At 54.3% G+C, this 13,095-nt stretch carries 10 protein-coding genes; all 10 read left to right on the top strand.

The window, feature by feature from the left end:
- Positions 1–9 precede the first annotated feature (9 nt).
- The 10 genes from tagF (at position 10) to V476_RS12330 (ending at position 13,089) form a co-directional block, all read left to right on the top strand.
- Positions 10–930 carry a type VI secretion system-associated protein TagF gene (gene tagF / locus V476_RS12375; RefSeq protein ID WP_024959078.1) on the top strand — a complete coding sequence of 307 codons (921 nt, stop codon included), beginning with the start codon at positions 10–12 and terminating at the stop codon, positions 928–930.
- The gene (tssM, locus tag V476_RS12370) at positions 930–3,425 is read left to right on the top strand and encodes a type VI secretion system membrane subunit TssM (protein WP_024959077.1); all 2,496 of its coding nucleotides are present in this window, start codon (positions 930–932) and stop codon (positions 3,423–3,425) included. Before tagF ends, tssM begins: the two co-directional genes overlap by 1 nt.
- A 146-nt stretch (positions 3,426–3,571) precedes the next feature.
- Positions 3,572–4,090 carry an Hcp family type VI secretion system effector gene (locus tag V476_RS12365; RefSeq protein WP_005730234.1) on the top strand — a complete coding sequence of 173 codons (519 nt, stop codon included), beginning with the start codon at positions 3,572–3,574 and terminating at the stop codon, positions 4,088–4,090.
- Positions 4,091–4,194: 104 nt separating this feature from the next.
- On the top strand, positions 4,195–5,283 hold the full coding sequence (gene tssA / locus V476_RS12360) for a type VI secretion system protein TssA (protein WP_024959076.1): 1,089 nt from the start codon (positions 4,195–4,197) through the stop codon (positions 5,281–5,283).
- Between the two features lie 33 nt (positions 5,284–5,316).
- A complete protein-coding gene (locus V476_RS12355) occupies positions 5,317–5,571 on the top strand; it encodes a PAAR domain-containing protein (protein ID WP_024959075.1) in 255 nt (84 codons plus the stop codon).
- 10 nt (positions 5,572–5,581) lie between these two features.
- On the top strand, positions 5,582–6,739 hold the full coding sequence (locus V476_RS12350) for a hypothetical protein (protein ID WP_027903016.1): 1,158 nt from the start codon (positions 5,582–5,584) through the stop codon (positions 6,737–6,739).
- Positions 6,736–7,728, top strand: a complete 993-nt coding sequence (locus V476_RS12345; protein ID WP_024959074.1) for a DUF2515 family protein — start codon at positions 6,736–6,738, stop codon at positions 7,726–7,728. The genes V476_RS12350 and V476_RS12345 overlap by 4 nt, the downstream gene beginning before the upstream one ends.
- Entirely contained in the window at positions 7,712–8,578 is an 867-nt protein-coding gene (locus V476_RS12340; RefSeq protein ID WP_024959073.1) for a hypothetical protein, read from the top strand. Before V476_RS12345 ends, V476_RS12340 begins: the two co-directional genes overlap by 17 nt.
- 47 nt (positions 8,579–8,625) lie before the next feature.
- Positions 8,626–11,334, top strand: a complete 2,709-nt coding sequence (locus V476_RS12335; protein ID WP_027903015.1) for a type VI secretion system Vgr family protein — start codon at positions 8,626–8,628, stop codon at positions 11,332–11,334.
- Positions 11,335–11,388: 54 nt separating this feature from the next.
- The gene (locus V476_RS12330) at positions 11,389–13,089 is read left to right on the top strand and encodes an esterase/lipase family protein (protein WP_024959071.1); all 1,701 of its coding nucleotides are present in this window, start codon (positions 11,389–11,391) and stop codon (positions 13,087–13,089) included.
- Positions 13,090–13,095: the final 6 nt, after the last annotated feature.

Here is a 13,095-nt window from a genome sequence, read left to right as displayed (position 1 = left end):
CACAGGCTGATGATCGGATGTTTTGGCAAAGTGCCCGCGAGTGCCGACTTCGTCAGTTTGAACGGAGCCATGCCTGAGGTATGTGAGTTCGATCTGTGGCTACAAAACAGTCTGGGACGCATGCAGACGCGTGAGGATTGGCGGGAATTGTTTGATGAGTTGCCCGTGTGTTTTTTCTCATACCGCAGTCGCAATGGACAGTGGCTGCTGGGTGGATTCATAAGCTCGCGGGACGCCAGCGGCAGACGTTATCCATTTATGGTATTTCAAAGCATAAAGGTGGATCCCAGCGACCCGTTCATCAATCCGCACACGTTGTGCGAGTTGTTCGCCGGGCAGATAAAACCGCTTCTCATGCAGGCCGCGCAGGGAACGGACATAGAACAGATTTTTGCTCGACTCAGAACCATGCGTTTGTGGACCTCCAAGGATCTGGATCTCTATCGACGTGTGCATGACAAGTTTCTTATGGACTTTAACCTGCGTGATGTGTCGCGGCCACTGCGACACAGCTATCCGGAGTTCGGTACCCAGTCGGGGCTGGCCAGCCTTTACAAATTGCGCAAGGCCATGAGGAACAATGAGCCGCCCGCAATAAGCCTGCCTCTGCCAGCAGAAAGCGGCCTGAAGCGCCCCATGGCTGACTTATGGTGCACATTGCTGTCACGTCTGCGCGGCAAAACGGGCATGCCGGATGTCAGCGTGCTGGTAGACAGCTTTATGCGACCGGGACTGCTGTGCTTTCCGTCGCGTGGAAACAGTGAAATGTATCGGATGTTGACCGGTATCGCTGCACCCGAGGACCGCTACAACCTGCTGGATCCTTTACCGGAGCCCGCGTCTGCCGCCTCGCTTGTGTTGCCTGCCGATCACCTTGCATTGAACGACTTTATTGAGCGCTTTACAGACGCTCGGGATGAACAGTATTGATGAACAGGCTCAAATATTACTTTCTCAAGTACCAGCCATATGTTCTGGGGATTGCGTTCTTCCTGGCCATCTTCCTGGTGTGGTCGCTCGGTGTAGCGATGGGGTTTTCCTCCCTTCACAGCCTGCTGGCCGGGATAGGAGTGTTTCTGTTGCTATCGGCTGGTTATGTCCTTTTCATGGGACGAAGCCACGCACCGCGCCACGACCTTGAAGCGCTTCTACGTGATGACGCCGATCAGGCCGTGTTGAATTCCAGCCCGCAGGATCGCGAGGAAGTCAGCCTGCTACGCGAGCGCCTGCTGCAAAGCATCGAGCGCCTGCAGGGCAATTCAGGGAAGAACGCATCCAGTAAGGACGCACTCTATGCCCTGCCCTGGTACCTGGTAATCGGCCAGCCCGCGTCCGGCAAAAGCACCATGCTGTATCAGTCCGGATTGAATTTTCCCTATGCGGAGCGCGAAGGCGCACGCGTCGCAGGACTAGGCGGCACTCGCAACTGTGACTGGTTTTTCAGTTCTGAAGCAGTGTTACTGGACACTGCCGGCCGCTATATGGATAACCAGGAAGAGGCTGGCAAATGGCGTGCGTTTTTAAGTCTGCTTCGACAACACAGGCAACGGCGCCCGCTGAACGGCCTGATCGTCGCAGTGAGTGTAGAGGATGTTCTGAAGTCAACGCCCGACAGCCTCGAACGTCTTGCCAAGCGCCTGCGCGAACGCATTCAGGAAGCGCACGATCTGCTTGAGCTGCGCCTGCCTATCTATCTGGTGTTCACCAAATGCGACCTGATACCAGGCTTCACTCACTTCTATCGCCAGCTCGATAACCAGACTCGTGGCGAAGTAATGGGCAAGACATTTGCGCACGAAGGTTTCAGGCAGTCCGATTGGGGTAAGCGCTTCACCGCGGCAATGGGCGAATTGGTAGACCATTGGCAGCAAATTGCCGATCAGCAATTGGTGCAACAGGACATTCAGCTGACCAGACAGGACCCGGCGGCGTATCGCTTCCCTCTGGAACTGACAGCGCTCAAACCATTGCTTGAGACTTTTGTTACCGACTTGCTCAGAGCGAACCCGTATCAGAGTGCCGAGCTGCTCCGCGGCTTCTATTTCACCAGTGCACTCGACGCTGATAAAGCTACGCAGGGATTGTATGCACAGCATGTCACCGAGCGCTTTGCGCTGGCTGACTCGTCAGCCGAACTGCCGGTTACCGGGCAGACGCAGCCGATGTTTATCAATAGCCTTTTTCAGAAGGTCATTATCCCTGATCAACATCTTGTGGCGCTGTACACCAGCAATCGCAGCGAAACCCGGCGCAAAGGTATATGGATCGGCACAGCCGCATTGGCAGGCTTGCTGCTTTGTGTAGGCTGGGGCGTTTCGTACAGCAATAACAAAGCAGCCATCCAGGCAATTTCCGGCGGGCTGGTCGCAGCACAGCAAAAAGACGAACACACCAGCGGCCAATACACCCAATGGCAGACTCTGGATCAACTGCGACAGACTTCAGCAGATCTTTATACTCGTCACCACGGTGGCGGCGTACCGCTGAGCATGCGTCTGGGGTTGTACAAGGGTTATGACGTGGAGCCCTATGTACGTCAGCGCTATTTCGCACGTCTTGAAAGCGTAATGCTCAAACCGACTGCCGATAACCTGACCCGCTCGTTGTACCTGTTGAGCAGTATCAAGATATACCAGCGCAACGCGCCGACGCTTACAACCGTGACAGGAATCGACAGCGTCGAGCCGCGCGCGCTCCCTGTGGATAACCGCGCGCAGTCAGTTGCGACCTTTGGCAAGACCACGCTGGACACCTACTTGATGCTGTCCAAGGCGCAACGTGAGCAAGCCGATCCTGCGGTATTAAAGGCTCGCATTCCTGATTATTGGTATCCGGCGATCTACAAGCAGGTTCAACGCGATACAAACGTGTCAGCTCAAGCTGCTGGCGAGGTCGATGACTATCAGTTTGCCGGGCGTCAGATAGCATTCTATAGCGATCAGATCCGTGAACTTGACGTACCACGCATTCTCAACAATGCATTCTTGATCTCCAGCTCGCGCAATTACATAAATAGCCTGCTCTCACAGTCGTTGCGCGCTATCGAAACCATCACGCTGGAGTCCGACACCCTATTTGCGTTTGGCCGCGCGGACTTTCAAAGCCTTGAGCTTGCCGGGCAACGCCAGTTGAGCGCCATCGCCGGGAAACTGCTGAACACACCGAACGTGGGCAAGATCGTGATCACTGGCCACGCAGACCAGATTGGCGATGCGCAGAGCAATCTGCAGGTATCCAGACAGCGTGCGCAAACCATCAAAACCTACCTGGTAGGTAAAGGCTTGCCGAGCGAACTGGTCGACGCGGTCGGTGAAGGCAGCAATAAACCACTGGTGCATTGCGACATGCAGATGCCGCGCGCCGAGCTCATCCACTGCCTCGAGCCCAACAGACGAGTCGAAATCGAGGTGCGTGCGCTTAACTGAGCCGCCCCCGAGGTAAAACGATCGCCATGTGTGTGCCTGCTTCGGCATGCATGGCTTTAGAACGGCCCAGCCATTACGTGGCAGGGTCAAACACAGGGCGATCCAACTTGTGGATCAATGAAAGCCCTTTTAAGGAGAAATGAAAAATGGCATTTGACGCATTCCTCAAAATTGACGGCATCCCGGGTGAAAGTCTGGACGACAAGTTCAAGGACTGGATCGAAATCCTGAGCTACACGCACGGCGCTACACAGGCGACTTCGGCGACTGCCAGTTCGTCTGGAGGCGCTTCTTCCGAACGCGTTAACCTGAGCGACTTCACGGTTATCAAGTATGTCGACAAGGCTTCTCCCAAAGCCTTCGAGTCATGCTGCAAAGGCCAGCACATCAAGGAAGTTGTCCTCAACCTCAACCGTGCCGGCGGCGACAAGCTGACCTACATGACCATCACGCTGGAAGAAGTGGTCATCTCTTCTGTCACCTTCCTGGGCAACATGCCTGTGGCTGGCGAAACCAAGGCGGAGAGCGATCTGCCATTGGAAGAGATCAAGTTCAACTTCTCCCGCATCAAGATCGCCTACACCCAGCAGAAGCGTTCCGATGGTGCAGGCGGCGGTAAAGTTGCAGGCGGCTGGGACCGCTCGCTGAACAAGGTCTACTCCTGAGTAGGGCCTCGGGCGACTGAAGTTGTTCGGCCGCTCAATCGAGGGTCCCGCGCCTGCAAGGGCGCGGTGGCCTTCTCTTTTCACCTTTGAATGCAGAGCCGTCCATGTCTGACATCCTCGAAGACCTTTCGCTGGCCACATTGCGTACTCCCATTCAGGGTGGCGCGGGCGAAGACCTGAGTTTTTCCAGCCTGTTCGATCAGATCAAGGAGGCACGCCGCGCCGATGTCGACTATCTGACTCAGGGCGACTGGCAAACCGATCTGAAACAGGCCGACTGGGAACAGGTTGTGCAACTGGCCAGCGCCGGGATTGCAGAACAAAGCAAAGACTTGATGCTGGTCGCATGGCTAGGTGAAGGTCTGGCGCACAAATATCATTTCCGCGGTATCCGTTTCGCGCTGGCAGTGGCTCAAGCCATGCTGGAAGATTTCTGGGACACCCTGTTCCCTTCTCTGGAAGACGGCACCGAAGAGCGTTCTGCTCGCTTGGGGTGGTTGAATACAACCTTGGCCGAAGTGGTCCGTACGTTACCGATTACCCAGGGACAGGGCTACAGCCTGTTCAAATATGATGAATCTCGACAAGTTGAAAACCTGGCTCGACAGAACTCGTCGGCAATGAACCAGGCTCTCGAAGAAGGCAAGATCAACGCTGAATTGTTCCAGCGCTCGGTAGTACTCACCGACACAGATCACCTGAACCGCAAATACGCGGAAATGAGTGAATGCCTGGTTGCATGCAAACAGCTGCAATCAACCATCGATAGCGTCTTCGAACGCGATATACCCAGTTTTCTTGCCCTCAACGATGTACTCACTCACGCTCGACAGCTTGTTGAGCGACTGCTCAAGGAGCGCGGTGTCGAACTCGTGACACCGGCAAGCCAGTCAAAAGAAGACGTTGCAGACGAGCCCTTCAAAGAACGACCAGCGGCACGCGACGACATTCCTGCAGCCAACGCCCCTATGCGCACCGTGCCACTGACCCGTGACGAAGCGTTTGCCTTGTTGCAAGGCGTCGCACAATTCTTCAAACAGACAGAACCCCACAGCCCGGTGCCCTACCTGGTAGAGCGCGCAATCAAATGGGGAAATATGCCGCTGGAAAGCTGGCTGAGCGATGTGATCAAGGATGGTAGCGTCGTCGATGGAATCCGCGATGTTCTGGGCACCCTGCAACAGCGCGACTAAAAGGCTGTGATAGCCACCAAAAGGAGTTTCAACATGCGTCCGATCATTTTGCTGAACGACCCGACCGACAAGGCCGGGGTTGTTGTCGAAGGATCTCCGACCACTCTGGTCAACGGTCGACTGGTGGCCAGAGTCGGCGATAAAGTCATGTGCCCGCATGGGGTCTGTGCAATCGCGACAGGTGACACGTCAACGTTGGTAGATGGCCGGCCGGTTGCCCGCCATGGCGACAAGACTGCGTGTGGCTCCAGTCTGATCGCCACCAACAGTGACTGTGGCATATTTTAAGGACGACAGCATGTTGAAGCCCTACGGCCAAGGTCATCGCTCTTTATGGGATGTCATTGGTGAGCGACGCGAACAGGAACAACGTCAGGCAACTCCGGCACGTCCGCCGGCAGACTATGACCTCACACGCGTCAAAATAGACAACGCCTGGCTGTGGCTGCCGAATCTCGAACCTGCTCAAGCGGCTTCAGGCGCATGGCTTGGAGCCGTTAACGGCGATTTTGAACACGACCCCAGGCTGGTCAGTCCATCGGGCCACCGTTATAACCTGCGCCGCATTCGTCTGCCCCAGCACAAACCGGAAATCGATACGTTGCCACGTACGCTTCAACTGCTTGAGGCCATGCTCGCACAATGGGCTGATTTCGCAGCCAGCGTCGATTGGGAAAACACGAAGGTAGTATTGTTTGCGCCGTCGGGCATCGCCCCATCAGCATGGGAGAACCATGCGTTGCCGATCTGGCCGTTTGATTACCTGCCCGGCGAGGGTTTCGACACCCCTTCGCTGAACTTTGATGAATGGTTGCCTTGGGCGCTTCAAAACGATACCGAAGCGTCTAGCCTGCTGTGCGTCAGCATAGACACCTGGGCGACAAAAGACCGGGCTGGCGCTCTGTCCAACGGCGCCATGGTCGGTGAAAGCATCTCGATCGTGCACTTGCAGCGCGTAGACCATGCCAACCCCGACGAGGAAAATACCTGGCAACTCTATCCAGCCATGACCCGCGAACACTCTCCGCGTGCATCGCAGCCAAGGCAAAGCAGCGTCGATCTGCAACAGCTGGCAGAGGCCCTTTGCGAGCAGAGGGGTATTCAACCGAACGACATCCAGGGACTCGTCATCGACGGTCATCTTCATGACAGACGTCTTGAGCAGCTCTCTCATTACGCAAGTACCCAACTGCCGAACCTGGTGGTAGCGGAGCATGTCGCCGGGCAGGCATTACTGGCAGGCGAGCGAGGAAGGAGCGCGACTCAACTGACGTCGCTGGCACTTGCTTTTCACGCAGGCAAGGCAAGGCAGGGATCGGTGCTGATATTTGACAGACACGCCTCCACTCAGACTCAAGCCTGGTTGCTGAGTACCGGCAAGACGATAGCGCAAGCTGGCGATGAGGTAGCCGAACACCGCGGGCTTGAACACGACGGACAGAGCAAAGACTCATGAAGGAGAATTTCGATTTCAATCCAAAATCCTGCTCGATCAATGATCTGAATCCGGGTTGTGTCGAAATGTGGACACTTGGCCAGCAAGTGGCTGTCAGGCGCTTGTGTGTGAAAACCCGCGCCGAATACAAGCAACCGGCCAGGTATGAACTGCTCAAGGACTTCAGTACGCGGGCTGCGCGGATCGCAGGCAATTACGCACGTGTTTACCTGGAGCAAGAGCACAACGGCCAGCCCGAACAAAAAGGACGGTTTTACTGGACAGGGCTAGCGGCGTTTGCAAGCAAACAGGTCATGTGTGCACTGGATTACTCCGGCAACACAAAGATGCGCTATTTGCCGCCCGCCGTACCGCCCTTGGAGATTACCAAGATATTTTTGGGCAAGGGAAACTTTTGGCTATTCCAGGACATCTTCGTCTGGCACTGGTTTTATATTAATTACCCACAGCAGTTCGATGAGTGCATAAAAACTCGGGACTTCAGTACGTATGACCCACGATTCAAGCAAAGCTTTGCGCAACTGCCATGGATTGATGATGCGCTGCCAAGGATAAACAACCTGAAGGTGACTGATTATCTGGAAAGCGGCTTCAAGTTGATATCGGCCATTGAGAAGGAGCCGGCAGGCACACTGCGTGAAAAATATAAATTTCAGTCCCTCTTGGCAATTGCCAAACATGAACAACTGATGATACTGCAACCGTTGATATACGAGGATAAAGGCTTCAGGGCACTGTTGTCTATGCAAGCGCTGGTCGAGGGGCAGATGGGTGTTCCGCGCCGACTGGCGTCCCTGAATGTTGAATGCGAGACAGGCGACCCAGAGCAGGATGTCATCATGACCGATGGCAAGCTGTACGACGCCGAGGACAGAATGATCTTTATTACAACAATTGCCTCTACGTATCATCGGAGAATGCAGAGAAAAAATGTTGAGATGGAAAAGGCAATTATGACGATAGGGACGTGGAATGAACGCAACACTTAAATATATGATAGCGGTTTTCATACTGCTGACCGGTTGTGAGGCTTCGGATATGAATACAAAAAATCGTGAGGTCGAACTTTCTCTTGGAGTGTCAATTGATACTGTCCTGGCTTCAACATCTGTAAAGCTGCGAAAAGACTGCGATGATACGATGTGCCTCTACCAATTTATGGTGCCATCCAAATCCTCTGAACTGATCACTATCAAGATACGCTCAGTATCCAGCATATTAGCGATTGAGAACGTTAGTTCAACCACTATCGTCACCAATCCCCTGGGGCTTATTACAGATATAGACGTGTATGTAGCAGGAGTGTCAACCAATGCGAAACACGAAGACGCAATGGCGTACTTTTATCAACAAGTACAGAATCTAAACGCTGCGGGATGGCAGCGTTACATTTTCCCTAATGAAGCGAGAATACCCGGTACAGAAGCAGGCAAATTTACCAATTTAAATGAAGTGCTAGGTAAAAATGTTGGTACAGGCCCCTGGATGGACCCGAATCTCAAGCTTACGAAGCAGGTATGGGTCTCATTGCCTATGATCAATACGTGGATGTTCTACAGCGGTCACGAGTATCTTGATCTGATGGTACAGCGCGAGAACAGCAAAGACGACCCGCAGAACCGTGGATCTTACTTGTTTACATGGACGTTCAAATCAGAAAGTCAGTTCTACGCTGAATTCGTGAGAGCCGAAGATCACGCACGCTGGAGAGAACTTCTGCCTGCCGAATTAACCCGAATGGGTAAAGAGCGGCAGAAGACAGAGGCGCAACTGAAAAAAATGGGCATAACGATCGATGAAAACTATAAAGATGCCAAACCTCCCGTAGAAGCGGGTTAAACCAAAGATACGTCGCAAACCGATTCAAGCGGTAAAGGAGTTACACCATGGATCTGACATTCGGTACCGCCCTCAGCCAGAGCGGACGTTTACTGCAACTCACCACGCCACTGGGCGAGCATCAGCTCCAGGCGCTGCGCATGCATGGGGTCGAGCGCATCGGCCGCGTGCCCCGCTACACTCTCGACGTGGTGGTGCAGGACACCGAATACGATCCTGAAAAACTCATCGGCCAACCCGTCAGCCTGGCAATCCTCTGCGATGACGGTTCTCCCGCGCAGCGTCATGGCCTGGTCGAGAGCGTGCGCTATCTGGGCAATGACGGCGGCCTGCATGACTGGCAACTGGTCTTCGCGCCCTGGTTCAGCCTGCTCGAGTACCGCCTCGACTGCCGTATCTGGCAGGACAAGAATCTGCCGGCGATTCTTGAAGCCGTTTTCTCACTGTACGAACAGGCCAAGGGCAATTATCGCCTGGACCTGCGTCGCGAATACGCCCCGCTCTCCTACGTCACCCAGTTCAATGAAAGTGATGCCAACTTCGTGCAGCGCTGGTGCGAACAGGAAGGTCTTTTCTGGTACGTCGAACACACGGCGGACAAGCATTGCATCGTCTTCACTGACACCGTCGACACCCTGCCCGCGTTGGCACCCCAGAGCATTCGCTTTCACACTCAGAACGCCACCGAGAAACAGGACGGCATTACCCAGTGGAGCAGTGGCTCGCAGTTGCTCAGCGGCAAGCTGCATTGGCGCAGTGTCGATTACCTGGCCCACGGCCAGCCACGGGAAACCGTGATGCCTGCTTTGCAGGCGGCTTCGGCGCCACAGGCGCTGGAGCGTTACGAGTATCAGGGCCAGTACGGCTGGCAGAAGCAGGACCGCGGCGAGTGGCTGAGCCGCGTACAGATTGAACAGCGCGAATCCCAAGCGCGTCGCGTGCAAGGTCAAAGCGGCGTGCGGCAAATGGAAGCCGGACGCTGGTTTGAGCTGACCCAGCATCCGCTGTACGAACGCAAGGCAGCCGAAGAGCGTCAGTTCCTGCTGATCGAAGTCGAGATCTTCGCCGAGAGCAACCTGCCGCTGGCCAAGGAACGCCGCGAAGTGCCGGGGAGCATGGCGGCGCTGTTCAGATCAGTGCGCCCTGAGCCTTCAGGGCTTGGCGTCGTGAACAAGCTAGCGGACACCTTGGGCGTCGGCAGCCACGGCTTCTTCCTCAATCGCTTCGAAGGCCAGTTGCACAGCGTGCCGTTCCGCAGCCCGGCCGAGCATTTCAAGCCGAATAATCCTGGCCCGCAGACCGCCGTGGTGGTCACACCCAACGGTCATGAGGTGTTTACCGACACTCTGAACCGGATATGCGTACGCTTCCACTGGGACCGACTTTCCCAAGAGGGCGAACTGGGTTCCTGCTGGCTGCGCATGATGCAACCGAGCAGCGGCCCGGACTGGGGCAGTGTGCATGTGCCCCGTGCCGGTGAAGAGGTGGTCATCACTTTTCTGGACAACGACATCGACCGACCTCTGGTCATGGGCCAGGTCTACGGCGGCCACAAACCCGCCTGGCACTCCAGCGGGTTGATGGCCGGTTACAAGAGCAAGGAAGTCGCCGGAGGTGGTTTCAACCAGTGGGTGATGGACGACTCGACCGGCCAGGTCCGCACCCAGATCCACAGCAGCCATGGCCACACCCAACTCAACCTCGGTTATTTGATCGACCAGCGCGGCAACAACCGCGGCGGCCTACGTGGTACCGGGTTTGAACTGCGCACCGATGCTTACGGTGCCCTGCGCGCCCAGCAAGGTCTTTACCTCAGCACCTGGAAACGCAGCGGTGCTCAGGGCGCACAGATCGATGCCAGCGAAGCGCAGCAACAACTGAAAAACAGCGAGCAACGCGTCAAGACCCTGTCCGACACCGCGCAACAGCACAATGCCCTGCCCATGCAGGAAGGCCTGGACAGCCTGACACAGCTCAACAGCGATGCCGACGTGACTTACGGCAGCGACGACGGCAGCCCGAGCCAAGGCCCCGGTGAACAACAACGCAACGGCGGCGACACCGCCTGGGCGATCCGCAGCGGTGGACGCGGCAAGACACCGGGTTACCAGCAACCGCTGCTGATCGCCTCCTCCCCTGCCGACATCGCCACCGCCACGCCGAAAAGCACCCACCTGCACAGCGGCAAACACCTGACCCTGAGCACCGGCGAAGACGTCAGCATCGCCAGCGGCAAATCCCTGCTGGCCAGCGTCGCGCAAAGCATCAGCCTCTTTGCCCAGAATGCCGGGGCGAAGCTGTTTGCAGCCAAGGGCAAGATCGAGCTACAGGCGCAGAGTGATGCGATGGAATTGACCGCGCAGCAGGGAATGAAGATCACCTCGACCGCTGCCGGAATAGAAATCGCCGCACAGGAAGGCATCCTGCTCACCAGCGGTGGCGGCTATATCCGCATCAAGGACGGCAACATCGAGATTCATGCGCCGGGGACTATTGATGTCAAGGGAGCGAAGAAGACGTTTAGCGGGCCGACCAGTCTGTCGCACAGCTATAACGAGATGCCCAAGACCGACTTCGCGGATCCTTATGTGGTGCGCAAGCAGAGCACTGGAGAGCCCGCTGCAGGTATGAAGGTCGAAGTGACCCGCGCGGATGGGAGTGTCATGCAGTACGTTTCTGATGCCGCAGGGAAGATACCGCTCCAGCAAAGTCAGATTGCAGAATTTGTAAAAATCAAAGTGCTGGGAGAAGCGTAATGCCTGATTCCTCTTTCTTCGTCGCCCAGACAAACCAATGCATGGAGGCCAACCATGGGAAATAAAAGCTCACCCTCAACTGACAATACGCTCCATCTGGCTCAGGAACATGATGCAGACGGCGAGCTAATGGCCACTACGACCATGTCACGGTCAAACGACCCAGTGGAAAAGTCTGTTCCGTGTAAAAGCGGGAAAGTTGTGCCAATTATTTTCATACCAGGGGTGATGGGTACTAACCTGATGAATATGAAAACCAGAGAACGGGCTTGGGCGGCGCCAAACATGGATGGAGTATTTCCAGTATTAAAAACGGTAGGACTCCTTCTCGGAAGCTGGTTCAAGTCACCCAAACGACGTCAACTTGAGCTTGATCCTAGGCCTGGCGCTGTAGGCATCTATGAAGACGGAGAAATTGATGGCGGTGAGAGCGGACTTTCCAAGGAAGAGTTACGTACTCGAAAGTGGGGCTCCATCATGCGAACCTCATATCACCCAATTATGAACGAAATGCAGCGCCAAATGAACAGCATCATGATAGCTGGCAATCCTCAAGGAGAATGGAAAGAACGTGTACAACAAGCACCTGCGGACTGGGGTGACTGGGAAGAAAATCCAAGCTTATCAGCACTTGGAGATGCAAGCGGCTTGATGAAAGCAGCAGATATTCAATACGAAGTTTGGCCAGCTGGCTATAATTGGTTGCAATCAAACAAAGACTCTGCTGCCGACATAATAAATTACATTAATAAAACTGTAATACCTCACTACAACGGCAAAGCAGAAAAAGTAATAATTGTCACCCATTCCATGGGAGGACTTGTAGGAAGAGCTATGGTTGCTTGCCGTGGGTTTAGCAAATTGTACGGTATTGTACACGGTGCAATGCCTGCAACTGGCGCCCCCGCGAGCTATAAGCGTGTAAGGGGTGGCTTTGAAGATTTTGGCGAAAAGAAAATATTAAGCAGGGATGCGGCTGACGCTGTAGCAGTTATGGCCTTTGCTCAGGGACTGCTAGAACTACTGCCATCAAGAGACTATAACAACGGACAACCTTGGCTTTTTTTAAGAGATCGTACTACTGGGAAAAAAGTATTTACTCTTCCGAAAACCTGCCCTTATACGGAGATCTACAAATCCGATAAGTGGTGGGCTCTCATCCCAGATACCAACGACAAACTGCTTGATCCTGCGAAAATAATCGGCACTAAAACCGACGATGATGTTTCGATGGAAAGTAGCGAAGAGAACTCACTTAAAAATACTTTTTTTGGAATAATAGATTCGGTCAAAAACTTTCACGAAGATATAGAGAATAAGTATTACGACAAAACATATGTACACTATTGCGTAGAGGCAAAATCGGAGAAGTTTTTTACATGGGGCAATCTTGAATGGTCCTCCAAAAGCGTCGAAGGATTAGACCCTGAAACCGCAAGTCTGACCAGTGACAATCTAGACTCCGAACTACAGCTAAATGGAAAATATGTGTTAACCGTAGGAGAAAAATACCACCCTGGGGATGGAACAGTGCCGGTTTACTCTGGCGCTGCACCACGTGGAAAGCCAGGGGTAAAAGGAGCCTTCGCTCATGGACAAAATGCAGAAAATGCAGGAAAACTCATCAATTATTGCAAAGAAGGTAAATATAATAACTCCGTTGGGTACAAGCATCAAAATGCTTATACCGACGAAAAGGGCAGAACACTTTATGCAACCCTATATAGTTTAGTCAGGCTATCAGAAAATAGTTAAGCATCT

Source organism: Pseudomonas syringae KCTC 12500 (genome assembly GCF_000507185.2).
Lineage (GTDB): Bacteria > Pseudomonadota > Gammaproteobacteria > Pseudomonadales > Pseudomonadaceae > Aquipseudomonas > Aquipseudomonas syringae.
This window is presented reverse-complemented; position numbering and strand designations above follow the sequence as displayed.